We start from the raw sequence: 23423 nt of genomic DNA, 5'->3' as shown, positions 1-23423 counted from the left end.
ATCGAGGAGTCATCATGTCCACTCTCCCCTTCTGGCTGGCCGAAGCGCTCGCCGCCGAACAGCCCGCGCCGCCCACGCCCCTAGTCGGCAACCACGAGGCCGATGTCTGCATCGTCGGCGGCGGCTTTACCGGGCTGTGGAGCGCCATCGCCCTTAAACAGGCCGAACCGCACCTGCACGTCATAGTGCTGGAAAAAGATCGCTGCGGCAGCGGCGCCTCCGGGCGCAACGGCGGCTGCCTGCTCACCTGGTCGGCCAAGTACCTGACCTTAAAGCGTCTCTTTGGGGAAGATCAGGCTGCCTGGCTGGTGCAAAGATCCGAGCAGGCGGTGCACGAGATCGCCCGCTTCTGCGAACAGCACAATATTGAGGCACAGCTGAGGGTCGAGGGCACCTGCTACACCGCCACCAGCGAGGCCCAGCGCGGCCTGATGGAGCCGGTATTGCAGGAACTCAAGCGAGCCGACCTTAACCAGTGGCAGGCGATTGCGGAGGGTGAACTGGCGAGCCAGAGCGGCTCCCACGTTCATCTGGAGGGGCTCTACAGCCCCCACGCCGGTTCGGTGCAACCGGCACTGTTGGTGCGCGGCCTGCTGCGGGTGGCGCGGGAGCTGGGGGTCGAGGTCTATGAGCACTCCCCCATGCAGCGCCTTGAGGCGGGCCAGCCGGCACGGGTGCAAACGCCGCAGGGTGAGGTGCGTGCCCGCAAGGTGGTACTGGCCCTCAACAGCGCCATGGTGCAGCACTTTCGCGAGTTTCGCCGCAGCATAGTGCTGGTCTCCTCCGATATGGTGATCACCGACCCCGCGCCGGATGCACTGGCCGCCCAGCAGCTTGCGCACGGCCGCTCCGTGGTGGATGGCCGCACCTTTGTCCACTACTACCGCTCCACCCCGCAAGGGCGGCTGATGCTGGGCAAGGGGGGCAACACCTTCGCCTTTGCCAACCGCCATCTGGCCGAGTTTGATGCCCCCAGCCGTTATCTTGCCCACCTCACCCGCACCCTGCGCCGCTTCTTTCCGGCGCTCAAAGAGGTGCCCATCGCCGCCAGCTGGTGCGGCGCCTCCGACCGCTCGGTAGATGGCCTCCCCTTCTTCGGCCACTGGCGAGGGCAGCCCAATATCGTCTATGGCCTCGGCTACTCCGGCAACGGAGTGGCGCAAAGCTGGATGGGTGGCCAGATCCTGGCGGCTTTGGTGCGCGATGAAGTGCGGGAAGAGGACAAGCCGTGGCGCGACTGCGCGCTGGTCAGCGGCCCGCGCGGCTATTTTCCGCCCGAGCCATTTCGCTGGCTGGGCGCCATGGCGGTGCGCAATGCCATCCGGCGCAAAGAGCAGGCGGAAGATGAGAACCGTCCGGTGGCCTGGTATGACAAACAGCTGGCCAAACTTGCCGATGCGGCGGGCAAGGCGGATAAATAAATTATTTCTCTTAACCTTGATATTGCGCCAGGCTCTAACGCTTGGCCTCTCAGGCGACCTCATCGTGGATGAGCTATCCACATCTTCATCGGCAATCATCCATAACAATGTGCTGACCCGAAGGTCAGCACATATATAGTTACAACACTAATTAAAAATTCACTGCGGCGTTAAATCTAATATCCCAGAGGTCAAGGTCCTGACGCCCGAGACTGTAATAACCGGTGATAACTTCAAAACGCTGATGACGCTGAGGGGCTACCGCCAGTGCAATCCGTGCAGATCCACTCCACGGGGTCGTACTTTCCATTGTCAGATTTTCATTCAGGATCTGACCATCATTGGGACGCTCAATATCATAACGAACCCCAAGACGCAGGGCCGGTATAATTTGAACACCATCGGTTGTGGTGAAAATACGACTGATATCCCCTGATGCTTCACTGGTGGCATATTCAAAAGAGTTTTCATTAACCCGCAATGTCACGTTATAAATCTGGTTTGCATAAGGCAATGAGCCTGTGTAATCAAACGCATCGGATTTATTGTGACTGTAAAAGAGGGCAAGCTTGGGCCGCAGCAGATATTCACCAACATCGTAGCCACCGGTCAGGTTGGCTGAGATCAACCCGGTCGTTGTCTTGAAACTCCCTTTAAGTACATCGAGTTCGGTATCGTTATCAGTTCGTCCCCATGCAGCCCAGCCATCCAGCAGCCAGTGCGTATCTAGCCTATAGCCGCCATATGGCCCAACAAAGAAGCTGTCCCCCTCATTTCGTACCGAACTGCCAAACGTGCCAAGAGAGGTTTTGCTATTGGCAAATGCAATACCGCCCAGCCCGTCTTTACCAAGGGATCTGTGTATACCGATCAAAAAGCTGTTGGCATGTCCGGATGTGTCTATCTCGTTACGATCATCGGAGACTCCGGTATGGCGTACATCAGTCCATACCTGCCACAACCCCTTTTGACTGGCAATATCTTCAAATTGGTCAAACCCGACAACGACACGATCTGAAATACTGAGAGAGCCGCTCAAATAGCCCATCAAGGCATCTGCACTGATACTGGTCACAATATTGCGGATCGGGTCACTCCCACCACCGGTGCCACCACCACTTCCACCATTGCCGCCATCCCCACCGCCGGTTCCGCCACCACTTCCTCCATTGCTGCCGCCACCACCTCCGGTTCCGCCACCAGTGCCACCATTGCCGCCATCCCCACCTCCGGTTCCGCCACCACTTCCTCCATTGCTGCCACCACCACCTCCGGTTCCGCCACCAGTGCCACCGTTACTGCCTCCCCCATCGATCGGGGGAATATTTGGAAATACCGGATTGGTCTGGTTTCTCGAATCGAGGAAGCAGTTGAAAGAACCATCCGCATTGAGGAGATCCAGTTTGTGAGTCCCGTTAAGGTCATCAAGTACTACAGGTGAGACACTCAAGTGCAACGACGCGCGGTTTGCATTCCAACTATCGATTTCAGATACCCCGGGAGCAGAGAGGCGAAAATTCCCCCCGGAACCTGGACTTGAAAGCCATAGTGATACCGAATTGTCAGCCGAACGCCCAAGAAACTCTAGATGCTGCCCCAGTTGCCTGTTCGGGCAATCCGCCGCCCATGCTGTTGGCAAGCAGATACTGGTAAGGCAGCCAATTCCCAAAATACGTGAAATCATTATGTCCTCCTGACACTACGTTATCTCACTGACATCCTTGCATGACTTTTAGCATTACCCACAAACAGGTCACTCGATGCAATGGGTAAAGGAACAAATCAATCCGACAAGTTCAAATCACAGACTATTTTAGTATCCACACTGTTTCTGGTCTCCTGTAATAAAATTCGTTTAGCACCTGAATCGCGGTGATTGATTAAATCAAACCACTTTAAAACCCATAAAAAAAGCCGCCCATCGGGCGGCACTTTTATTAGAGATAACGGGCTAACAGAAATTACCAGCCGGTCACTTCGCGCAGGGCCTTGCCGATATCGGCCAGGGAGCGGACGGTTTTCACGCCAGCATCTTCCAGCGCGGCAAACTTCTCGGCGGCAGTACCCTTGCCACCGGAGATGATGGCGCCAGCGTGGCCCATCCGCTTGCCGGGAGGGGCAGTAACACCGGCGATATAGGAGACCACCGGCTTGGTGACGTGGGCCTTGATATAGGCGGCCGCGTCTTCCTCGGCGTTGCCGCCGATCTCGCCGATCATCACGATCGCTTCGGTCTGCGGGTCGTTCTGGAACATCTCCAGAATGTCGATAAAGTTGGAGCCCGGGATGGGGTCGCCACCGATACCGACGCAGGTGGACTGGCCAAAGCCCTCGTCAGTGGTCTGCTTGACCGCTTCGTAGGTCAGGGTGCCGGAGCGGGAGACGATGCCCACCTTGCCCGGCTTGTGAATGTGGCCCGGCATGATGCCGATCTTGCACTCACCCGGGGTGATCACACCCGGGCAGTTGGGGCCGATCATCCGCACGCCGGTCTCTTGCAGCTTCACTTTCACATCCAGCATATCCAGCGTCGGGATGCCTTCGGTGATGGTGACGATGAGCTTGATGCCCGCGTCAATCGCTTCCAGGATCGCGTCCTTGCAGAACGGTGCCGGAACATAGATGACGGAGGCGGTGGCGCCGGTCGCTTCGACCGCGTCACGGACGGTGTTGAACACCGGCAGGCCCAGATGGGTGGTGCCACCCTTGCCCGGGGAGACGCCGCCCACCAGCTGGGTACCGTAGGAGAGCGCCTGCTCGGAGTGGAAAGTACCCTGACCGCCGGTAAAGCCCTGGCAGATGACTCGGGTGTCCTTGTTGATCAGTACGCTCATCAGTTGGCCTCCGCTGCTTTGACGACTTGCTGCGCGGCATCGGTCAGACTCTTGGCCGCAATGATGTTGAGGCCGCTCTCGGCCAGCTTGATGCCACCCAGCTCGGCGTTGTTGCCTTCCAGACGGACCACGACGGGCACCTTGACCCCCACTTCCTTGACCGCACCGATAATGCCTTCCGCGATCATGTCGCAACGCACGATACCGCCAAAGATGTTGACCAGCACCGCTTTGACGTTGCTGTCGGAGAGGATGATCTTGAACGCCTCGGTCACGCGCTCCTTGGTGGCGCCGCCACCGACGTCAAGGAAGTTGGCCGGCTTGCCGCCGTGCAGGTTGACGATGTCCATGGTGCCCATGGCCAGACCCGCGCCGTTGACCATGCAGCCGATGTTGCCATCGAGGGCCACATAGTTGAGCTCCCACTGGGCGGCGTGCGCTTCGCGGGGGTCATCTTGTGACGGGTCGTGCATCTCGCGCAGCTTGGGCTGACGATACAGTGCGTTGGCATCGATGTTGATCTTGCCATCCAGGCAGTGCAGGTTGCCCTGCGCGGTGATCACCAGCGGGTTGATCTCCAGCAGCGCGAAATCGCAATCCAGGAACATCTGGCCCAGACCCATGAAGATCTTGGTGAACTGTTTGATCTGATCGCCGACCAGACCCAGTTTGAAGGCCAGTTCGCGGGCCTGATAAGCCTGCGGACCCACCAACGGATCGATGGCCGCCTTGTGGATCAGATGGGGGGTTTCGTGGGCGATCTTCTCGATATCCACGCCACCTTCGGTTGAGGCCATGAAGACCACACGGCGCGAACCACGGTCAACCACGGCGCCCAGGTAGAGCTCTTTGGCGATGTCGGTGCAAGATTCCACCAGGATCTTGGTGACCGGCTGGCCGTTGGCGTCGGTCTGGTAGGTCACCAGATTTTTGCCAAGCCAGTTCTGGGCAAAGGCACGGATCTCATCCTTGCTCTTGGCCACTTTCACGCCGCCCGCTTTACCACGGCCACCGGCGTGTACCTGGCATTTGACGACCCAGGTATTGCCGCCAATCTTGTCGGCCGCTTCGGCCGCTTCTTGTGGGGTAGCACAGGCATAACCTTCGGAGACCGGCAGGCCATACTCGGCAAACAGCTGTTTTGCCTGATATTCATGCAGATTCATAGATGCTCTATCCGTGTTGTAGGTATTTCCGTCCGGGGCTGGTGTTTCTCAATCCCCTGTGAATGGGGGCCTGGGCGGCCCCTCGTTATCTTTCAATCGCTCGGGTATTACTCAAACGTCCAGCAGCACACTCAGCTCGGGGCGCAAACCCCTTGCCCGGGTGCCACAGGCTTAGACGTCCAGCAACAGACGGGTCGGGTCTTCCAGCAGCTCCTTGACGGAGACCAGGAAGCCTACCGATTCGCGTCCGTCGATGAGACGGTGATCGTAGGAGAGCGCCAGATACATCATCGGCAGGATCTCGACCTTGCCGTCAACGGCCATCGGGCGATCCTGGATCTTGTGCATGCCCAGAATGGCGCTCTGGGGCGGGTTGATGATCGGGGTGGACATCAGGGAGCCGAACACGCCACCGTTGGTGATGGTGAAGTTGCCGCCAGTCAGTTCATCCACCGTCAGCTTGCCGTCACGGCCCTTGCCCGCCAGATCCTTGATGGCCTTCTCGATGTCCGCCAGGCTCATGTTGTCGCAGTCGCGCAGCACCGGCGTCACCAGACCACGAGGGGTAGAGACGGCGATGCTGACGTCGAAGTAGTTGTGGTAAACCACGTCATCGCCATCGAGCGCCGCGTTCACTTCCGGATAGCGCTTGAGGGACTCCACTACCGCCTTCACGTAGAAGGACATGAAGCCGAGCTTGATGCCGTGCTTCTTCTCGAAGATCTCGCCGTACTGCTTGCGCAGATCCATGATGGGCTTCATGTTGACCTCGTTGAAGGTGGTCAGCATGGCGGTGGTGTTTTTCGCTTCCAGCAGACGCTCGGCAATGCGCTTGCGCAGACGGGTCATCGGTACCCGCTTGTCGGTGCGACCACCCAGCGGGGCAACCTTGGCTGCCGGGGCTGCAGTTGCGACCGGTGCGGCTGCCGCAGGCTGGCTCTTGGCCTTGATGAAGGCTTCCACATCATCCTTGGTGATACGACCGCCCTTGCCGGTACCGGTCAACTTGGTCACGTCGATGTCGTGCTCGCCAATCAGGCGGCGCACCGAGGGGCTCAAGCCATCGGCGCCATCATCGGCCACCGCTTCAGCGGGTTTCTCTTTGGTCTCTTCACCGGCCACCGGGGCGGCGGTGAGGATGGCAATCAGCTGACGGGACAACACGGTCGCCCCTTCCCCTTGCAGAATATCCCCCAGCACACCGGCTTGCGGTGCCGGCACTTCCAGCACCACCTTGTCGGTCTCGATGTCGACCAGCACTTCGTCACGGGCGACCAGATCGCCCGATTTTTTGTGCCAGGTGGCGATAGTGGCATCGGCCACTGATTCCGGCAGATCCGGTACCTTGATTTCGATAGTCATCCAATCAGTTCCTTTTTACTTCTATGCCAGAGGCTTTACAGGGTAAGGGCATCTTCCACCAAGGCTTTTTGCTGCTTGGCGTGGACAGACATGTAACCGACGGCCGGTGAGGCTGACGCGGGGCGACCGGCATAACGCAGGGTGGCTCCGGCTGGCAACACGCCATCGTAGTGGTGACGGGTGCAGTACCAGGCGCCCTGGTTCTGCGGCTCTTCCTGACACCAGACAAAGTCGGTGACATGGCTGTAATCGGCCAGAATGGCGCGCACTTCCTCTTCCGGGAAGGGGTAGAGCTGCTCAATTCGCACCAGAGCCACATCTTGCTGCTCGGCCTTGCGACGGGCATCGAGCAGGTCGTAGTAGACCTTACCGGAGCAGAAGACCACCCGCTTGACCGCTTTCGGATCCAGCGCATCGATCTCGCCGATGGCGTTCTGGAAGGTTCCTTCCGCCAGCTCTTCAAGCTTGCTCACCGCCAGCGGGTGGCGCAGCAGGGATTTGGGCGTCATGACGATGAGCGGACGGCGCATCGGACGTACCACCTGACGACGCAGCATATGGAACACCTGCGCCGGGGTAGAGGGCACGCACACCTGCATGTTGTGTTGGGCACACATCTGCAGATAACGCTCCAGACGGGCGGAGGAGTGCTCCGGGCCCTGCCCCTCGTAACCGTGCGGCAGCAACATGGTCAGGCCGCACATCCGGCCCCACTTCTGCTCACCGGAGGAGAGGAACTGATCCACCACTACCTGGGCACAGTTGGCGAAGTCGCCGAACTGGGCTTCCCAGATGGTGAGGCCAGCCGGCTCGGCGCTGGCGTAACCATATTCAAAGGCTAGTACCGCGTTCTCGGTCAGCACAGAGTCATACACCTCGAACGGGCCCTGCTCGTCGTGCAGGTTGCACAGCGGGGTGTAGGTGCTGGCATCGGTCTGGCTGTGCAGCACGGCGTGGCGGTGGAAGAAGGTGCCACGGCCGGAGTCTTCACCGGTAAAGCGGATGCGGGAACCCTTATCCACCAGAGTGGCGTAGGCCAGGGTTTCAGCAAAGCCCCAATCCACCAGCTTCTCGCCGGCGGCCATCAGACGGCGGTCTTCGTAAATCTTCTCGACCTGACGCTGCAGCACGTGAGTCGCCGGATACTGGCTCACCCGCTCGCCGAGGCTCTTGAGGTGATCCATCGGCACGGCACTCTCATAGGCCATGTTCCAGTCGTGGCCCAGATAAGGGGTCCAGTCGACGGAGTGCAGCTCCATCGGCCGCCACTCCTTGCTCACCCGCTCGCCGCGATCCAGCGCTTCGCGATACTCGTTGACCAGTTCGGTCGCCCGCTCCTGGGCGAAGCTCCCCTCGGCCACCAGCTGATCGGCGTAGATCTTGCGCGGGGTCGGGTGCTGCTTGATCTTCTGGTACATCAAAGGCTGGGTGGCGCTCGGCTCATCCGCTTCGTTGTGACCGTGACGACGGTAGCAGACTAGCTCGATCACCACGTCGCGTTTGAAGGTATTGCGGTAATCCAGTGCAATCTGGGTCACCAGCACCACGGCTTCCGGGTCATCCCCGTTGACGTGCAGCACCGGCGCCTGCACCGCCTTGGCGATGTCGGTGCAATATTCGGTGGAGCGCAGGTCACGGATATAGGAGGTGGTGAAACCGACCTGGTTGTTGATGACGATGCGCACCGTCCCGCCGACACCATAGGCGCGGGTCTGGGACATGTTGAAGGTCTCGGCCACCACGCCCTGACCGGCCATGGCCGAGTCACCGTGAATGGTGATGGGCAGCACACTGGAACCATCCTTGTCACCACGACGATCCATACGGGCACGGACCGAGCCGATGACCACAGGGTTGACAATCTCGAGGTGAGAGGGGTTGAACGCCAGCGCCAAGTGGACGTTGCCACCCGGGGTGGCGAAGTCGGAGGAGAAGCCCATGTGGTACTTCACATCACCGGTACCCCAGGATTCGCCATGCTTGCCGGCAAACTCGTCGAACAGATCCTGAGCGCGCTTGCCCAGCACGTTGATCAGCACGTTGAGGCGACCGCGGTGGGCCATACCGATAACGGCCTCTTTGCAGCCCTGCTCACCGGCGCGACGGATCAGCTCCTTGAGCATGGGGATCATGGCGTCGCCACCTTCCAGCGAGAAGCGCTTGGCTCCCGGGAACTTGGCGCCCAGATATTTCTCCAACCCTTCGGCGGCGGTCAGGCTCTCGAGGAAACGGGTCTTCTCTTCGAGGGTGTAACTCCCCTTCCCTTCAATGGATTCGAGACGCTGTTGCAGCCAGCGCTTCTCTTCCGTGGAGGTGAGGTGCATGTAGTCGGCGCCGATGGAGCCGCAATAGGTCTTCTTCAGCGAGGCGTAGAGGTCGGAGAGCACCATGGTCTCGCGACCGATGGCGTAGGAGCCCACATTAAAGGTGGCCTCCATGTCTGCGCCCTGCAGGTTGTGGAACGCAGGATCCAGTTCGGCAACGGTTTCACGCTGCCACAGGCCCAGCGGGTCCAGATTGGCATTCTGGTGACCACGGAAACGGAAGGCGTTGATCAGCTGCAATACCCGCACCTGCTTGGCATCCACTTGCGGATCGGAGACGGGGGCACTGTAGCGAGAGGGATCCTTGGCCAGACGACGGAAATAATCGCGGACCTGGGAGTGGGGTTGTTCAACCGCATGGCCATTGACCTGGGGCAGCTCGCTAAACAGGCTGCGCCACTCGTCGGACACGGAGTCAGGATTTTCCAGGAAGGATTCGTACAAATCCTCGATATAGCTTGCATTCGCACCAGCCAGGTGAGATGACTCCAACCAGGCCTTCATCACGCCGTTATGCATTTCTATCCCTTGTACTTCTTGTTACTGCTGCGCAGCTTGTAGGGGTCAAATAGCCATCCTGCCACGGGTCGGATGGCTATCCAGAGGTCGGGCCAGCACCTGGCTGGCCCTGATACTAAACAGCCCGATTGAGCAACATCGACTTGATCTGGCCAATCGCCTTGGTCGGGTTCAAGCCTTTCGGACAGACGTTCACGCAGTTCATGATGCCATGGCAGCGGAACACGCTGAATGCGTCGTCCAGATTCCCCAATCGTTCGGTGGTCGCGGTGTCGCGGCTGTCAGCCAGCCAGCGGTAGGCGGCGAGCAGCCCGGCCGGACCGATGAACTTGTCGGGATTCCACCAGAAGGAGGGGCACGAAGTGGAGCAGCAGGCACAGAGAATGCACTCGTACAGGCCGTCAAGCTTGGCGCGCTCTTCGGGGGATTGCAGGTGCTCACGCACCGGCGGCAACTTGTCATCATTGATGAGGAAGGGTTTGACCTTCTCCCACTGGGTGTAGAACTGGGTCATGTCGATCACCAGATCACGGATCACCGGCAGGCCGGGCAAGGGGCGGATAACGACGTTATTGCCCTTCTTCAGCAGGTCGGAGAGCGGGGTGATACAGGCAAGACCGTTCTTGCCATTCATGTTGAGACCGTCTGATCCACAGACCCCTTCGCGGCAAGAGCGGCGGAAGGCGAGCGTGGGATCCAGCTCTTTCAACTGGATCAGTGCGTCGAGCACCATCATGTCGGAACCTTCAGGAATATCAAGACGATATTCCTTCATATGGGGGACGTTATCAACATCCGGATTGTATCTGTAGACAGAGAATGTGACGTTCATAGGGCTGGCTCCGCAATCAGTAAGTCCGGACCTTGGGCGGGAACGCCTCACGGGTCTTGGGTGACATGTTGACAGCGCGACGGGTCATGGACTCGGTGTCCGGATGATAGAGGCTGTGGCACAGCCAGTTCTCATCGTCGCGATCCGGGAAGTCAAAGCGGCAGTGAGCACCGCGACTCTCGGTACGGAAGTTGGCGGCAACCGCCGTGGCAAACGCCGTCTCCATCAGGTTGTCCAGCTCCAGGCACTCGATGCGCTGGGTGTTGAACTCTTTGGAGGTGTCATCCAGACGGGCTGACTTGAGGCGCTCGCGGATAACTTTGAGCTCGGCCAACCCTTCTGCCATCGCCGCACCTTCGCGGAATACGGAGAAGTTGTTCTGCATGCAGCGCTGCAGGTCTTTGCGGATCTGCACCGGGTCTTCACCGTCACGGCAATTTTCCCAGCGGTTGAAGCGGGCCAGTGCGGCATCCAGATCCGACTCGGAAGCATCACGACCGTGCTCCATCTCGCCCAGAGTGTTGACCAGATGCATGCCGGCAGCGCGGCCGAACACCACCAGATCCAGCAGGGAGTTGCCGCCCAGACGGTTGGCGCCGTGCACCGAGACGCAGGCAATCTCGCCCACCGCAAACAGACCGACCACCGGCACGTCGTTGCCGTTCTTGTCCTGGGTCAGGCACTGGCCATTCACGTTGGTCGGCACGCCGCCCATCATGTAGTGGCAGGTCGGAATGATCGGGATCGGCTCTTTGACCGGATCCACGTGGGCGAAGGTGCGAGAGAGCTCGCAGATCCCCGGCAGACGGGATTCCAGCACCTCTTTGCCGAGGTGATCCAGCTTCAGCTTGATGTGCGGGCCCCAGGGACCATCGCAGCCACGGCCTTCACGGATCTCGATCATGATGGAGCGGGCCACCACGTCGCGACCGGCCAAGTCCTTGGCGTTCGGCGCGTAACGCTCCATGAAGCGCTCGCCATCTTTATTGAGCAGATAGCCACCTTCACCACGGCAGCCTTCAGTTACCAGCACCCCTGCCCCGGCGATGCCGGTCGGGTGGAACTGCCACATCTCCATGTCCTGCACGCCGACACCGGCACGCAGCGCCATACCGACACCGTCACCTGTATTGATGTGGGCGTTGGTGGTGGACTGGTAGATACGACCGGCACCGCCAGTCGCCAGCACGGTGGCCTTGGCCTTGAAGTAGACCACTTCACCGCTCTCCATATCGATGGCGGTACAACCCACCACATGGCCATCCTGGTTTTTCACCAGATCCAGCGCATACCACTCGGAGAAAACGGTGGTCTTGTTCTTGACGTTCTGTTGGTAAAGGGTGTGCAGCAGGGCGTGACCGGTACGGTCGGCGGCCGCTGCGGTACGAGCAGCCTGCTCGCCACCGAAATTCTTGGACTGACCACCAAACGACGCTGGTAGACAGATCCGTTGTCGAAACGGGAGAAGGGCAGCCCCATGTTCTCCAGCTCATAGATAGCCTCGGGACCGGTTTTGCACATGTACTCGATGGCTTCCTGATCACCGATGTAATCGGAACCTTTTACCGTGTCATACATATGCCACTGCCAGTTGTCATCGTGGGCATTGCCCAGCGCAACCGTGATCCCGCCCTGGGCGGAGACAGTGTGAGAACGGGTTGGAAAAACCTTGGACAACAGAGCGCAGCTCTTGCCGGACTGGGCAATCTGCAGCGCGGCGCGCATACCGGCACCACCGGCACCAATCACCACCGCATCAAATTCACGAGTTGGAATAGTCACCTTACACACCCCACAGCACGACGAAACCCGTCATCAGATAGACAAACAGCACCACGACCAGGGCAAATTGCAGCGCCCCGCGCAGCCCTACCGGCTTGATATAGTCAGTCAGCACCTGCCACAGACCAATCCAGGCGTGGATCAGTACGCAGAGCAGGGTCAACAGGGTGAATACTTTGGTGAATGTTTTGGCGAAGAAGCCTGCCCACACCTCGTAGGTGATGTCGTTGAACGCGACAAAGCCCACCAGATAGAGGACATAACAGGTCATAATGAGGGCGGTGGCGCGGATCAGGATGTAATCATGAACGCCGCTGCGCCCGAAGGTTGCAGAATTGGTTACCATACAAGCACTCCCGCCAATACAGCCAGGATCGCGGTGATCACGAAGGCCACGCGGGCGCTCTGATTGCCGGATTCCAGCTCTTCCCAATAGCCCATATCCATGACCAGATGACGCAAGCCGCCCACAATGTGGTATGCCAGCGCAGTCAGGATCCCCCACAGCACGAGTTTGACCAGGAAGTTGTCCATGATGGCAACCACGGTTTCAAACCCTTCGGGAGAGGCGAGTGAAGTACCAAGCATCCACAGCAAGATGCCCAGTGCAACAAAGGTAACGACCCCTGAAACACGGTGCAGGATGGATGCAATGGCAGTGACAGGAAAGCTGATCGTCTGTAGGTCGAGGTTGACCGGTCTCTGTTTGTTTTTCACGCTTGCCCACTCAGCTCCATTGAGCACGTTAGTTATTGTTTTAACTCACACTTGAGGGCACGGAATGGTGATTGTTGGTTTTTTGTTACCAAAACACTCTGAAAAAGCCAAAACGCGAGTTTTCGGTTTCACATCAGGCTTTGCCAAAGCGTTTCAAACACCCGCAGCCATGACCCACGTGGCGCAGTATATCGGCGGCCTTAACCGAAGACAATCAATTAGCTACAAAGAAAACACAAAACCGCAAACTCGATCGCATATTTAATTTAACATTTCATTAATGCCATTAATGGGGTTCCAGCAAAATTGACATTGATAAGGAACTCTGTTTCAAATAAGGCGCTCCAGCCACTTCGGTATGGGTAACAACCTTTGCCAGCGTCATAAAAGTCGTAATAGAGTAGGACTGGAACCAAATTATAAAGAGCAAAGGAGACGTGCTATGGCTGATAAGATAGCCACCCTACACCTGCCCGGAAAAGATCCGGTCGAACTGCCGATCCTCTCCGGCACCATCGGCCCGGATGTCATCGATGTCAGAAAATTGGGATCACAGGGGTATTTCACCTTTGACCCCGGTTTTATGGCGACCGGTTCTTGCAAATCTGCCATTACCTACATTGACGGGGATCAGGGTGTCTTGCTGCACCGTGGTTACCCCATCGCCCAGTTGGCCACCCAGGCCACCTATCTGGAAGTCTGCTATATCCTGCTGTACGGCGAAGCGCCCACCAAGGCGCAATATGCCGAATTCGAACGCCTGGTCACCCGCCACACCATGGTGCACGAGCAGATCGCCTTCTTCTTCCGCGGCTTCCGTCGCGACTCCCACCCCATGGCCATCATGTGCGGTGTAGTCAGCGCCCTCTCCGCCTTCTATCACGATGCCCTCGACATCAACAACGAGCAGCATCGCGAGATCTGTGCCTTCCGTCTGCTCTCCAAGATGCCGACTCTGGCCGCCATGTGTTACAAGTACTCCATCGGCCAGCCGTTCATGCAGCCGCGTAACGCCCTCTCCTATGCCGGTAACTTCCTGCACATGATGTTTGGCGTGCCGACCGAAGAGTACAAGGTCAACCCCATCGTTGAACGTGCCATGGATCGTATCTTTACCCTCCATGCGGATCACGAGCAGAACGCCTCCACCTCCACCGTTCGTCTGGCTGGCTCCTCCGGTGCCAACCCGTTCGCCTGTATCGCCGCGGGGATCGCCTCCCTGTGGGGACCGGCCCACGGTGGTGCCAACGAAGCCTGCCTGCGCATGCTGGAAGAGATCGGCTCGGTGGATCGCATCCCCGAGTACATCGCCAAGGCCAAGGACAAGAATGATCCGTTCCGTCTGATGGGCTTTGGTCACCGCGTCTACAAGAACCACGACCCCCGTGCCACTGTGATGCGCGAAACCTGCCACGAAGTACTGACCGAGCTGCAGATCAAGGATCCGCTGCTGGATGTGGCCATGGAGCTGGAGCGTATTGCGCTCTCCGACCCCTACTTCGTCGAGAAGAAACTCTACCCGAACGTGGACTTCTACTCCGGCATCATCATGAAGGCGATCGGCATCCCGATGAGCATGTTCACCGTGATCTTCGCCATCTCCCGCACTATCGGCTGGATTGCGCACTGGAACGAGTTCCACTCAGACCCGGACAGCAAGATTGGTCGCCCACGCCAGCTCTACGTGGGTCACCCGTTGCGCGAGTTCACTCCGCTCGAGCAGCGCTAACCACTGCGCTGATATGGTTTGTTACAAAGGCGGTCATTGACCGCCTTTTTGTTTGCCGCTCTAATGCCCCCTTTCGCGTTAAGGAGTCCATTATGAAACCACTGTTTATCAGCGCAGCCTTGCTGCTGACCGCCTGCCAGAGCGCCCCCGCATCGTCACAGGGGGAGACCCTCTATATCAACAGCCAGCTGGTCGATTGCGTCGGAGTTGGCCCGATGCAGTGCATGCAGGTTCGCAGTGATGAGCAGCAGCCCTGGACGCTGTTCTACCAGAATATTGAAGGTTTCCAGTTCGAGCCTGGCTATCGCTACCAGCTCACTGTCAGCAAGGAGCAGCTCACCGATGTGCCGGCCGATGCCCCCTCCGTGCGCTATCAGCTGATCAAGGTGGTGAACAAGGTCGCCAGCAAGTAACAAACACGATCAAAAAACGGGGGATGGCTGATGCCATCCCCCGTTGGTTTATGGGTACTGCGCCTCATCAGGCTGGCGCCAGCGCCATATGCAGCAACGGATAGGGCTTGCCCTGACCATCCAGCGGCGAGCGACCCGTCACGGTGAATCCCATCTTCAGATAGAAGCCCACCGCCTGTTCGTTCTGCTCGTTGACGTCAACCTGCGTCGCGCCGCCCTGGCTGATGGCATGGGCCACCAGCAAACGCCCCACGCCACTACCGCGCGCCCCGGGAGCCACAAACAGCATCTCCAGCTTGCCCTCGTACACTCCGCTAAAACCCGTAATCTGCCCCTCTTTTGTGCGGGTACTGTGCAGTGTCACCGCATCGAAGTAGTGTTCCAGAATAAGCGGTTTAAGCGCGAGGATCTCGGCCTCGGGCAGGAAGTGGTGGGTCGCCCGCACAGAGGCCTCCCACAGATCGATCAGGGCCGGATAATCGGCCCGGGATACAGGAACAATCGTCATGAAATGACTCGATATGATAACCAGCGGGAAGAGACACCTTCCCGCTGGCAACGGTGATTAGCGCGCCTGCACCGCCTGCAGCAGCACCGACATATCAGCACCAAAGTGGCGGCTGCGGATCGCTTCGCGAATATCCGCTTCGCTATAACGGCTGCCCGGATAGACCACCACGCAGGAAGTGTCGCCCGGTTTGAGGAAGTGGGTCTCACCAAACGGGGTATAGCGAGTGGCACCGATACTGATGAGCGCATGAGGAGGATGTCCCGCCTGTGCCAGCAGTCCCTGAATGTGCTCCGCCGGCCCCTCATCCTGCTGATGATTGAACTTGTCGATAGCCCAGTCGAGCAGCTTGCCATGGAAGTAGCTGTAGTCGATGGCGGCGCTGTCTACCCCGTAAGCGTGCAGCTCACCATCCCGCTCCAGATAGCAGGCGATGCGATAGTCATCTAGCTCGCAACCGGCGGCAAAACCGGAAAGCGGCAGCAGCTTGTCCGCCAGCCCCTTGCTCTCTTCGCCCCAGTTCTTTTTCTCGCTGATCTTCTTGGCGTTGGGACGACGGATGGAGCAGTCGTTATAGGCGCCAAAGGCACGGGGATGGATCGCCACCACCTGCTTGCCGGCATACTCCAGCTCGCACCAGAGGGCCACTTCCGGCTCAATCTGCACCTTCTCGTCACCGCTGACCGCCGCTTCCGGCAGAAAGATGGCGTTATTGCTCAGCGGAAAGACCCCTAGCTGACCCGGATGACCCGGCACGAAAAAGGGAAACAGCGCCTTGGGCGCCGTGGTATCGCGCACGACTACCGCTACGAAGTCCGATGCTTCACCCGCCTGCTCCAGATGACCGGCGAAATTGCCCGCTACCCCGAGTCCGATAAACTTGCTCTCTGCTGTCACTTGCATCTTGCTCACCTGCATCTTGCCAACGCAAGGTAGCAGGCTCGTCGCCCACTACCGCTAAAGTGGCAAGATTAAACCACAAGGACCCCGCCTTCGCCCAGTCCGGCCCTGTCGTGATGTGCGCCAGTCCGCTTTTTTAGGGACGAGAAGGCTGTGGCGAACCAGCCATTGCGCACTCATTCAGCTACGCGGTCACCGCGCTGGAAACAGTGCGTTTCCGGCATCTCCCCTCTTTCTCCTTGGGACTCAACTTCATCTTTGTTAGGCTGCCTGCCACACAGGCTCACAGAGGGATCTTCTTGATGTCACAGGCGCACTTTCAGGGCCGCTTCGAAGTCGAGTTCAAATATCAGCTGACGGATCGCCCCGCCTTCCTCAAGGCACTGCTCGCCCTCAATCCGGAGATCATGCTGGAGGATAATCTGGAGCAGGATCGCTACTTCGACACCCCGGACGATGCCCTTGCCCAGGCTGGCAAAAGTCTGGCTATCCGCACCATGCAGCCCTCCGGCATCCAGCTCTGGATCGTCAAGGGGCCCGAGACGGATCGCTGCGAGGCGGTCGCTATCAATGATGCGGACAAGGCCGTCAGCATGCTCTTGACCATGAACTACCGGCAGATTCTCGTGATCACCAAAAGGCGCAGCATCTACTTCATTGGCCCGTTTCACGTCACCCTGGATCATCTGGCCGGGATTGGCGACTTCGCCGAGCTCGCCATCATGACCGATGACGAGGAACGCCTCCCTGCGTTTCGCCAGCAACTGCTCGCGCTGGCAGATCAGTTGGGACTTTCTCCCGATGCGCAGGAGCCTCGCTCCTACCGCACCCTGCACATGCAGGCAATACACACCACACAACCAGAGGATGCAACTCAATGATCGACAAACTCGCTTGGCTCACCTTTAAAGATCAGCAGCTGCTCTGCGCCCGCTCCCACGGCAAGGACATCTATTACATCCCAGGCGGCAAGCGGGAACCGGGCGAGAGCGACGAGGCGGCGCTGATCCGCGAGATTGAGGAGGAGCTGGCTGTCACCCTGCAGCCCGATACCCTGCGCTTTGTCTGCGAGTTCAGCGCTCAGGCCGATGGCAAGCCGGCAGGAGTCGAGGTTCGACTGCGCTGCTACACCGGCGAAGCGAGCGGCACCCCGATCGCCTCGGCAGAAATTGCCGAGCTGCGCTGGCTCGACAGCTCTCACCTCGATGAGCTCTCCCCCGTCTCCCGCCTGCTGTTTACCTGGCTCGTTGAGCAGGGGCTGATCCGCTGACAAGCCGTACTCGCGGCGAGCATAAGTACCTCCCTCATATGAACCAACGGTGGCAATCAGCCACATAACAGCGCAACGACAAGGATGTCAGATGAACATTGTGGAAGTTAAGAGCGCAGCAACCTACCAAAGTGCGCTCATCACCCTGCTGCAAGATTGTGTCGATAGCGGCGCCTCGGTCGGTTTTTTACCGCCGCTGACCACGGAGGAATCTACCCGCTACTGGCAAGGAGTTGAAGCGGATCTAGCGGCAGGTCACCGAAATCTGTGGCTTGCCATTGAGCAACAACAGCTCGTGGGAGCGATTCAGCTCGCGCTCTGTGGCAAGGCCAACGGTCGCCACCGGGCCGAAGTGGAAAAACTGATGGTACTGCAAACGGCGAGAGGTAAAGGTGTCGGTCGTGCGCTGATGCAGGCCTTGGAACAAGGCGCCCATGCCGCGGGCCGTTCGCTGCTGGTACTGGATACTCGCGCCGGTGATGTGGCCTCCCACCTCTATCGTCAACTCGGCTATCTGGAAGCGGGCCAGATCCCGAGCTTTGCACGCAACGCCGATGCCTCCCTTGCTGCGACCGTCATCTTCTACAAACCGCTCTGACCATCCCCTATCCCTTATCCACATACAGCAGGGCCGCACCAAGCCGCCCTGCTTGTTTCCAGCGTGACTGTTTGTTGCAGCAGTATTGCTTGCGACGGATTGCCACGATACGGCCAGTGCTCCTGTATGCCTCAACACCGCCAATCGCCGCCCCAAAATACAGCCAAACAAATAGAAAGATTAATTAATGATTAAAACGCCCCCCTTTTCTTCTTCATCTATTGCCTCATCAGGCGTATCGTAAGAGACCCATTTGATAATCAATTTTATGTTATTCACTGCCTTGAGGAATAATGGATGCCCACTTTGCCCCGTACAGTTACCTCCCCCAAAAAGTTCATCATCGGTCAACACCTTCTCCCGCAACTCCATGAGCACGTTAAAGATTTTGGTGACTATGCGTTGCTCATCAGCGATGAGTTCATTCTGGAGCGGGTACGGGAAGAAGCTTTGGCGGGGCTCCTGCAGGCAGGTCTCAGGGGAGTGGTCGACAAGTTTCGCTACGAATGCACCGAACAGGAGATCCACCGCCTGACCCACCTTGCAGAGCAATATGGTGCGAACGTGATTGTCGGGATCGGCGGCGGCAAGACTCTGGATGTCGCCAAGGCCGTGGCCTTCTATCTGCGCCGTCCGGTTGTGCTGTTCCCGACGATTGCCTCTACGGATGCCCCCTGTACGGCGCTGGCAGTGATCTACAACCAGGCGGGTGAATTTGAACGCTATCTGTTCCTGCCGCAAAATCCGGACGTGGTGCTGGCTGACACGGCCATCATTGCCGCCGCCCCTCCCCGCTTCTTTTCCGCAGGCGTCGGCGATGCCCTGGCCACCTATTTCGAGGCGCGCGCCTGCTATCGGGCGGACGGGCTCAATCTGGTCGGCAAGCGTCCTTCACGCACTGGCCTTGGTCTGGCAAAGCTCTGTTACGAGCTGCTTGGTGAGAACATCGAGCTGGCCATGGATGCGATACGCCACCATGTCTCGACTCCGGCGCTGGAGCAGGTTATCGAGGCCACCATCTACCTCAGCGGGGTCGGCGCAGAAGCCGGTGGACTGGCCGCCGCTCATGCAATCAACAATGGCATGTCACTGATCCCGGAGCTCCATCGTGCCCAGCATGGCGAGAAAGTAGTCTTCGGCCTGCTGACCCAACTCGTGCTTGAGCGCGCCCCGCAACACGAACTTGATGAGGTGTTTCGCATCATCGACTGTGCAGGTCTGCCCATGACGCTGCAAGAGTTGGGGCTCACCCATTTCCATGAAAGCGAGTGGCGCAAGGTGGCGCAGTTGGCCTGCGATCCCCTCGATACCATGGGCAACATGCCGATGACAGTGAGTGAACAGGATGTCTACGCCGCCATGGTAGCGGCCAATGCCATGGCTGAGCGTTATCGCCTCCGCCATCCCCGCGCCTGATTGCTTGCCGCACTAAACAGGCAAACAGTAAAAAGGCTTGCCCATTGGCAAGCCTTTTTCATTTGCATCCCATCCCTTGTCGGGATAGACGAACGTCCGCGCTGACTCAGGGCAGTTTCACCGCTCGCACCGCAACCTCTGGCAGGGCGAAGGCATCTTGCGCGGCGATGAGTTGCAGCTCGTAAGCCTGCTGGCGCCAGGTCTCCTGCAGCACCGCATCCACCGAGGCGTTGGTGCGCTCGAACGCGCTGACCGCATCGTGACCGGCCAGCAAATTCGCCAGCATCAGGGCGCTGATAAGATCGCCAACCCCCACCGGCTGGCGGGCAAAGTCATAGAGCGGACGGGCAATCAAGTAATCCCCTTGCGGGGTGGCCAGCAGCATCTCGAAGCGGCTGGAGTCCTGCGCCGCACGACCGAGATGCTTGACCAGCACCAGCTTGACGCCGCGGGCCAGCAGCTGATGGGCAGCCGCGCGGGTCTGATCCAGATCTGCCAGATGGGTATCGCAGAGGGTCTCCAGCTCCAGCAGGTTGGGGGCCATCATGTCGGCCACCGGCAGCGCCTGCTCGGTCAGGAAACGGGTGACGCCAGGAGCGACGATACACCCCTTCTCCGGGTGACCCATCACAGGGTCGCAGAAGTAGATGGCATCCGGGTTGGCCGCCTTGACAGCGTTGACCACGGTCAGGATCTCGTCCCCCTGCTCGGCGGAGCCAAGGTAGCCACTCAGCACGGCGTCACACTGGCTCAACACCTCGATATTGCCCAATCCTTTCACCAGCGCACTGATATGACCCGCCGGCATCGCCATCCCCTGCCACCCCTGGGCATATTGGGTGTGGTTGGAAAACTGCACCGTGTTGATGGGCCATACATCCATACCAAGGCGGCGCATGGGGAAGACGGCCGCGCTGTTGCCGGCACAACCAAAGACCACGTGGGACTGAATAGAGAGAACGGATTTCATCGGGAATACCACAGCAAAGGATCAGCAAGGTGGGCAATATATCGGATGAAGATAACGATGCGCCACCTTGGCGCGGGATGAACAGGCAATTTCCTGACTAAAGACAGGTTTTTTGCGCCATTTGGCCCGCCTCCACAGGGTGAGCGGCGCCATGATGTGCCGCGTCCCCGTCGTCACATGCCGTTGTGCTCTACAGCATGACGGGCAAAGTGATAGACCCATCCCTCATCACAAGGCATGTCACTGGGTGGCGAAATCAGCTCAGGCAATACCGTCACCTTGCCACCAGCGGCATATTGCAGCGCCATCAGGGCGCAGAGCGCCGCATCATAGCGATCGGTGCCGACCAGCACGTCCGCAGGCAGTAAGGCCGCCAGCTCGGGCCGTGCCGGGGAGGCCTTGCCGCCCACTTTGGCCAATGCCGGATAGACCTCCAGCACGGCACGACTGGCCTTCGGGGCAACGGTCGGCACCAGTTGCAGATCAGAGAGCCGCGGCAGCATGGAGAGCGCCAGAGTGGCGTTGTTGCCGAGCCGGTCGAAGGTGGCCGACAGCGGCTTCTTGCTGTACTGCTGATACAACCAGCGCTCGCAGTCACGATAGGCGTAGGGGTTGTCTATCTCCCGTTCGGGCACGGCGCAGCTGTGTGGCTGGCCGTTGAGCAGATCCCGCAAGGCACGGGGAAAGGCGAGCGGCGCATCGATACCGAGCGCCAGTTGCGGGCAGGCTTCTATCTGCATCAGGGTCAGCTCGTTTTGCAGGGCCGGACGCAACAGGGCGGCCAGATCCGGCGCCACCCGCGAGCTCAAGCGAAACAGCGGCGACACCCCGAGCCAGTGCAGGCTGTTGGAGTCGGCCTGCCAGCCCACCACGGCCACCGCCTGGGCACTGCCCTGCCAGCCACGCACATCCCAGCCGATCCCGATTGCACTCATCTGCCCTGCCGTCATCAATTACCTCTGTTCGCCTGTCACAAGTTGCAAGAGGCACAGGGTAATCAGCAGAGGCCCTTAACGCAAAGCGAACCGCCTTTGTCAGAACGATTTCTGGAAGTTCACCAGCGGCAGAATGGGGAACACGCCGTTGGCGGCGTAGTTGGCCAGCCCGATCTGCAAGCCGTCGAGGTGTTTGGTGGCATTGATAAAGCCAATCTGGAAGGTGGTACGCTCGGCATAGTTGACCAGGCCGACGTTGGCCAGCGCATTGCCCTTGGCGATATTGACCGCCCCCCAGTTGAGCCCCTGTACATTGTTGGTCAGGTTGACCAGCCCCAGGTTGACGCCGGTATCTTGCCCTTCGTGCCAGTTGATGGCGTTGATGGCGACCCCGCCAAACTGGTGGCGAACCCGACCAGCACCGAGGAAAATCCCGAGCTGCAGGCCGCTGAACTGATCCACATCGGAGAGGGCGAAGATCGGCAGATCAATACCCTTCACCTGACCGGTCCGACCGTAGAGCAGCGAGGCGCGCGCTCCTTCCACCTGATGGGACGCGGGCAAATTGACCCCGGGCAGCGAGACCTGCACCGGAGTGCTGGCCTGAGCGACACCGCACAGAGTCAGGGCGCTGCATGCCAGCAGCAGGCGGGAGAGTGTCATGGAAAGTTCCTTGGGCCATTGAGAGTGGCCCGATCCTAACAGTCAGGGGAGAGTGTGTGCACACCAGCCGGGACGAGGTGCGTCACGATACGTCACGGTTGGCCCTCTCACCTCTCCATCAGGTCTTGCGAAAGCGTCACCTTAAGGACAATCGGCCACTTTTTCGCAGCGAGTGGCCCCTCTTCCTTTCTTTGCCTGAGCGAACTGCCTAAAATAGTCGCCCTGCTGTATCCGGCATTCATCCATCTAGAGGATTTCCCATGGAGACGTTTCTGCTCGAAGGTCACCCCTTCGTTGCCTTGTGTGACCTTATCAAACATCAGGGGTGGGCCGATTGTGGCGGCGCCGCCAAAGCCCTCGTTGCCGAAGGGCTGGTCGAGGTGGACGGTCAGGTGGAGACCCGCAAGCGCTGCAAGATCGTGGCTGAACAGGTGGTCAACTTCAACGGCATGAAGGTCGTGGTGAAAGAGGGCGTCAGCCCGGAGATTGGCTAAACCCGTTTCAGGGAGCCACTCTCCGGCAACCCGCTAGCTGGCCTTGATCGACAGGGTCAGCACAAAACGCGCCATCGCCTCATCCCCGTTCAATGACGGACAGGTGGCCACCACCTGGATGGGGCGATTGATGCGCTGACCGCTTGCCAACGATTCGTCGATCATGGCGTCAATCTCCTCCCCCGCTGCGCAGTCGAACTGCACATCCCCCTCCGGTCGTTTCAAAAACTCTCCCTGCACATCCTTGAAGGCAAAGTGCACCTTCTTGCGACGCTGCCGCCCCTTCTCCATCACCAGCAGACCACCTACCAGATCGGCGCCGGTCGCCAGCGCACCAAAATACATGCTGCCCAGGTGGTTGCGGGTACGCCAGCCAAGGGGAATGCGAATGCGCAGCGCCTTGGCGTTCATCTCTTCGATGATCGGGGCACAAAACCCGATGACGGGAATATAGCGCCAGGCAAACAGCCGGAGCGCCAGATTGGCTTTGAAGCGTTGCAAATCCATATGCGAACTGATCCGATGAGTTAATGTAAACAACATGTTGCCTGCATCTGCGCCATTCGACAA

At 59.1% G+C, this 23423-nt stretch carries 23 protein-coding genes and 1 pseudogene; 9 read left to right on the top strand and 15 right to left on the bottom strand.

Annotation, left to right across the window (positions count from 1 at the left end):
* Nucleotides 1-14: 14 nt before the first annotated feature.
* Nucleotides 15-1421: an FAD-dependent oxidoreductase gene (locus ACTG2O_RS13495; protein ID WP_236285014.1), complete on the top strand. Its 1407-nt coding sequence runs from the start codon at nt 15-17 to the stop codon at nt 1419-1421.
* A 151-nt stretch (nt 1422-1572) separates the two neighbouring features.
* Here the strand turns inward: ACTG2O_RS13495 and ACTG2O_RS13490 are convergent, their stop codons facing one another.
* The 9 genes and pseudogenes from ACTG2O_RS13490 to sdhC all read right to left on the bottom strand — a co-directional run bounded on the left by ACTG2O_RS13490 (nt 1573) and on the right by sdhC (nt 12957).
* Nucleotides 1573-3105 carry an autotransporter outer membrane beta-barrel domain-containing protein gene (locus ACTG2O_RS13490; RefSeq protein WP_439976011.1) on the bottom strand — a complete coding sequence of 511 codons (1533 nt, stop codon included), beginning with the start codon at nt 3103-3105 and terminating at the stop codon, nt 1573-1575.
* A 277-nt stretch (nt 3106-3382) separates the two neighbouring features.
* Nucleotides 3383-4255, bottom strand: coding sequence for a succinate--CoA ligase subunit alpha (gene sucD / locus ACTG2O_RS13485; protein ID WP_005333542.1), 873 nt, complete (start codon nt 4253-4255; stop codon nt 3383-3385).
* Nucleotides 4255-5421 (bottom strand): ADP-forming succinate--CoA ligase subunit beta, encoded by a 1167-nt coding sequence (gene sucC / locus ACTG2O_RS13480; protein ID WP_005361097.1) that lies wholly within the window; start codon nt 5419-5421, stop codon nt 4255-4257. The genes sucD and sucC overlap by 1 nt, the downstream gene beginning before the upstream one ends.
* A gap of 171 nt (nt 5422-5592) precedes the next feature.
* The gene (gene odhB, locus ACTG2O_RS13475; RefSeq protein WP_439976010.1) at nt 5593-6783 is read right to left on the bottom strand and encodes a 2-oxoglutarate dehydrogenase complex dihydrolipoyllysine-residue succinyltransferase; all 1191 of its coding nucleotides are present in this window, start codon (nt 6781-6783) and stop codon (nt 5593-5595) included.
* A gap of 35 nt (nt 6784-6818) precedes the next feature.
* Complete coding sequence (sucA, locus tag ACTG2O_RS13470) at nt 6819-9626, bottom strand: 2-oxoglutarate dehydrogenase E1 component (RefSeq protein ID WP_019446101.1); 2808 nt, start codon at nt 9624-9626, stop codon at nt 6819-6821.
* A 115-nt stretch (nt 9627-9741) separates the two neighbouring features.
* Nucleotides 9742-10458 carry a succinate dehydrogenase iron-sulfur subunit gene (locus tag ACTG2O_RS13465; protein ID WP_005333549.1) on the bottom strand — a complete coding sequence of 239 codons (717 nt, stop codon included), beginning with the start codon at nt 10456-10458 and terminating at the stop codon, nt 9742-9744.
* A gap of 16 nt (nt 10459-10474) precedes the next feature.
* Nucleotides 10475-12240 (bottom strand): annotated as a pseudogene (gene sdhA / locus ACTG2O_RS13460) (succinate dehydrogenase flavoprotein subunit).
* 1 nt (nt 12241) lies between these two features.
* Nucleotides 12242-12586, bottom strand: a complete 345-nt coding sequence (gene sdhD / locus ACTG2O_RS13455) for a succinate dehydrogenase, hydrophobic membrane anchor protein (protein WP_005333558.1) — start codon at nt 12584-12586, stop codon at nt 12242-12244.
* A complete protein-coding gene (sdhC, locus tag ACTG2O_RS13450) occupies nt 12580-12957 on the bottom strand; it encodes a succinate dehydrogenase cytochrome b556 subunit (RefSeq protein WP_439976007.1) in 378 nt (125 codons plus the stop codon). Before sdhC ends, sdhD begins: the two co-directional genes overlap by 7 nt.
* Nucleotides 12958-13021: 64 nt before the next feature.
* Here sdhC and ACTG2O_RS13445 point away from each other — a divergent pair, with 64 nt between their 5' ends.
* From ACTG2O_RS13445 to ACTG2O_RS13435, 3 genes are all read left to right on the top strand, one after another.
* Nucleotides 13022-13222: a hypothetical protein gene (locus tag ACTG2O_RS13445; protein WP_124929313.1), complete on the top strand. Its 201-nt coding sequence runs from the start codon at nt 13022-13024 to the stop codon at nt 13220-13222.
* 177 nt (nt 13223-13399) lie between these two features.
* Nucleotides 13400-14686: a citrate synthase gene (locus tag ACTG2O_RS13440; RefSeq protein ID WP_005333572.1), complete on the top strand. Its 1287-nt coding sequence runs from the start codon at nt 13400-13402 to the stop codon at nt 14684-14686.
* A gap of 92 nt (nt 14687-14778) precedes the next feature.
* Nucleotides 14779-15099, top strand: coding sequence for a DUF4377 domain-containing protein (locus ACTG2O_RS13435; RefSeq protein WP_019446103.1), 321 nt, complete (start codon nt 14779-14781; stop codon nt 15097-15099).
* Nucleotides 15100-15166: 67 nt separating this feature from the next.
* Here the strand turns inward: ACTG2O_RS13435 and ACTG2O_RS13430 are convergent, their stop codons facing one another.
* Together ACTG2O_RS13430 and ACTG2O_RS13425 are read right to left on the bottom strand one after the other, a co-directional pair.
* Nucleotides 15167-15607, bottom strand: a complete 441-nt coding sequence (locus tag ACTG2O_RS13430; RefSeq protein WP_019446104.1) for an acetyltransferase — start codon at nt 15605-15607, stop codon at nt 15167-15169.
* Between the two features lie 57 nt (nt 15608-15664).
* On the bottom strand, nt 15665-16510 hold the full coding sequence (locus ACTG2O_RS13425; protein WP_439976005.1) for a DUF5718 family protein: 846 nt from the start codon (nt 16508-16510) through the stop codon (nt 15665-15667).
* A gap of 299 nt (nt 16511-16809) precedes the next feature.
* Here ACTG2O_RS13425 and ACTG2O_RS13420 point away from each other — a divergent pair, with 299 nt between their 5' ends.
* From ACTG2O_RS13420 to ACTG2O_RS13405, 4 genes are all read left to right on the top strand, one after another.
* A complete protein-coding gene (locus ACTG2O_RS13420; RefSeq protein WP_019446106.1) occupies nt 16810-17388 on the top strand; it encodes a class IV adenylate cyclase in 579 nt (192 codons plus the stop codon).
* Nucleotides 17385-17777, top strand: a complete 393-nt coding sequence (locus tag ACTG2O_RS13415) for an NUDIX hydrolase (protein WP_019446107.1) — start codon at nt 17385-17387, stop codon at nt 17775-17777. Before ACTG2O_RS13420 ends, ACTG2O_RS13415 begins: the two co-directional genes overlap by 4 nt.
* 91 nt (nt 17778-17868) lie before the next feature.
* The gene (locus ACTG2O_RS13410; RefSeq protein ID WP_439976003.1) at nt 17869-18375 is read left to right on the top strand and encodes an N-acetyltransferase family protein; all 507 of its coding nucleotides are present in this window, start codon (nt 17869-17871) and stop codon (nt 18373-18375) included.
* A gap of 297 nt (nt 18376-18672) precedes the next feature.
* Nucleotides 18673-19791, top strand: a complete 1119-nt coding sequence (locus ACTG2O_RS13405; protein WP_019446109.1) for a glycerol dehydrogenase — start codon at nt 18673-18675, stop codon at nt 19789-19791.
* A 106-nt stretch (nt 19792-19897) separates the two neighbouring features.
* Here ACTG2O_RS13405 and pdxY read toward each other — a convergent pair whose 3' ends face one another.
* From pdxY to ACTG2O_RS13390, 3 genes are all read right to left on the bottom strand, one after another.
* Nucleotides 19898-20761 carry a pyridoxal kinase PdxY gene (pdxY, locus tag ACTG2O_RS13400; RefSeq protein ID WP_019446110.1) on the bottom strand — a complete coding sequence of 288 codons (864 nt, stop codon included), beginning with the start codon at nt 20759-20761 and terminating at the stop codon, nt 19898-19900.
* A 173-nt stretch (nt 20762-20934) separates the two neighbouring features.
* Nucleotides 20935-21711, bottom strand: a complete 777-nt coding sequence (locus tag ACTG2O_RS13395) for a DUF429 domain-containing protein (protein ID WP_439976000.1) — start codon at nt 21709-21711, stop codon at nt 20935-20937.
* Nucleotides 21712-21795: 84 nt separating this feature from the next.
* A complete protein-coding gene (locus tag ACTG2O_RS13390) occupies nt 21796-22359 on the bottom strand; it encodes a VC2662 family protein (RefSeq protein ID WP_019446112.1) in 564 nt (187 codons plus the stop codon).
* A gap of 260 nt (nt 22360-22619) precedes the next feature.
* On the opposite strand from ACTG2O_RS13390, the gene ybcJ reads away from it, so the two are divergent.
* Nucleotides 22620-22853, top strand: coding sequence for a ribosome-associated protein YbcJ (ybcJ, locus tag ACTG2O_RS13385; protein WP_005361116.1), 234 nt, complete (start codon nt 22620-22622; stop codon nt 22851-22853).
* Nucleotides 22854-22886: 33 nt separating this feature from the next.
* Here ybcJ and ACTG2O_RS13380 read toward each other — a convergent pair whose 3' ends face one another.
* Nucleotides 22887-23360 (bottom strand): DUF4442 domain-containing protein, encoded by a 474-nt coding sequence (locus ACTG2O_RS13380; RefSeq protein WP_019446113.1) that lies wholly within the window; start codon nt 23358-23360, stop codon nt 22887-22889.
* Nucleotides 23361-23423 lie beyond the last annotated feature (63 nt).

Source organism: Aeromonas sp. 61P (assembly GCF_051919545.1).
GTDB lineage: Bacteria > Pseudomonadota > Gammaproteobacteria > Enterobacterales > Aeromonadaceae > Aeromonas > Aeromonas veronii.
Note: the sequence above shows the minus strand (reverse complement) of the source record. Positions and strands in the feature narration are given on the sequence as shown.

Bases quoted from the DNA above. Each gene is read 5' to 3' on its own strand.
- ACTG2O_RS13465 (WP_005333549.1), bottom strand. From the start codon at position 10,458: ATGAACGTCACATTCTCTGTCTACAGATACAATCCGGATGTTGATAAC.
- ACTG2O_RS13425 (WP_439976005.1), bottom strand. From the start codon at position 16,510: ATGCAAGTGACAGCAGAGAGCAAGTTTATCGGACTCGGGGTAGCGGGC.
- odhB (WP_439976010.1), bottom strand. From the start codon at position 6,783: ATGACTATCGAAATCAAGGTACCGGATCTGCCGGAATCAGTGGCCGAT.
- sucC (WP_005361097.1), bottom strand. From the start codon at position 5,421: ATGAATCTGCATGAATATCAGGCAAAACAGCTGTTTGCCGAGTATGGC.
- ACTG2O_RS13445 (WP_124929313.1), top strand. From the start codon at position 13,022: ATGGTGATTGTTGGTTTTTTGTTACCAAAACACTCTGAAAAAGCCAAA.
- ACTG2O_RS13395 (WP_439976000.1), bottom strand. From the start codon at position 21,711: ATGACGGCAGGGCAGATGAGTGCAATCGGGATCGGCTGGGATGTGCGT.
- ACTG2O_RS13390 (WP_019446112.1), bottom strand. From the start codon at position 22,359: ATGACACTCTCCCGCCTGCTGCTGGCATGCAGCGCCCTGACTCTGTGC.
- pdxY (WP_019446110.1), bottom strand. From the start codon at position 20,761: ATGAAATCCGTTCTCTCTATTCAGTCCCACGTGGTCTTTGGTTGTGCC.
- sdhD (WP_005333558.1), bottom strand. From the start codon at position 12,586: ATGGTAACCAATTCTGCAACCTTCGGGCGCAGCGGCGTTCATGATTAC.
- sucA (WP_019446101.1), bottom strand. From the start codon at position 9,626: ATGCATAACGGCGTGATGAAGGCCTGGTTGGAGTCATCTCACCTGGCT.
- ACTG2O_RS13405 (WP_019446109.1), top strand. From the start codon at position 18,673: ATGCCCACTTTGCCCCGTACAGTTACCTCCCCCAAAAAGTTCATCATC.
- ACTG2O_RS13420 (WP_019446106.1), top strand. From the start codon at position 16,810: ATGTCACAGGCGCACTTTCAGGGCCGCTTCGAAGTCGAGTTCAAATAT.
- sucD (WP_005333542.1), bottom strand. From the start codon at position 4,255: ATGAGCGTACTGATCAACAAGGACACCCGAGTCATCTGCCAGGGCTTT.
- ACTG2O_RS13440 (WP_005333572.1), top strand. From the start codon at position 13,400: ATGGCTGATAAGATAGCCACCCTACACCTGCCCGGAAAAGATCCGGTC.
- ACTG2O_RS13410 (WP_439976003.1), top strand. From the start codon at position 17,869: ATGAACATTGTGGAAGTTAAGAGCGCAGCAACCTACCAAAGTGCGCTC.
- ACTG2O_RS13415 (WP_019446107.1), top strand. From the start codon at position 17,385: ATGATCGACAAACTCGCTTGGCTCACCTTTAAAGATCAGCAGCTGCTC.
- ACTG2O_RS13435 (WP_019446103.1), top strand. From the start codon at position 14,779: ATGAAACCACTGTTTATCAGCGCAGCCTTGCTGCTGACCGCCTGCCAG.
- ybcJ (WP_005361116.1), top strand. From the start codon at position 22,620: ATGGAGACGTTTCTGCTCGAAGGTCACCCCTTCGTTGCCTTGTGTGAC.
- ACTG2O_RS13380 (WP_019446113.1), bottom strand. From the start codon at position 23,360: ATGGATTTGCAACGCTTCAAAGCCAATCTGGCGCTCCGGCTGTTTGCC.
- ACTG2O_RS13495 (WP_236285014.1), top strand. From the start codon at position 15: ATGTCCACTCTCCCCTTCTGGCTGGCCGAAGCGCTCGCCGCCGAACAG.
- ACTG2O_RS13430 (WP_019446104.1), bottom strand. From the start codon at position 15,607: ATGACGATTGTTCCTGTATCCCGGGCCGATTATCCGGCCCTGATCGAT.
- ACTG2O_RS13490 (WP_439976011.1), bottom strand. From the start codon at position 3,105: ATGATTTCACGTATTTTGGGAATTGGCTGCCTTACCAGTATCTGCTTG.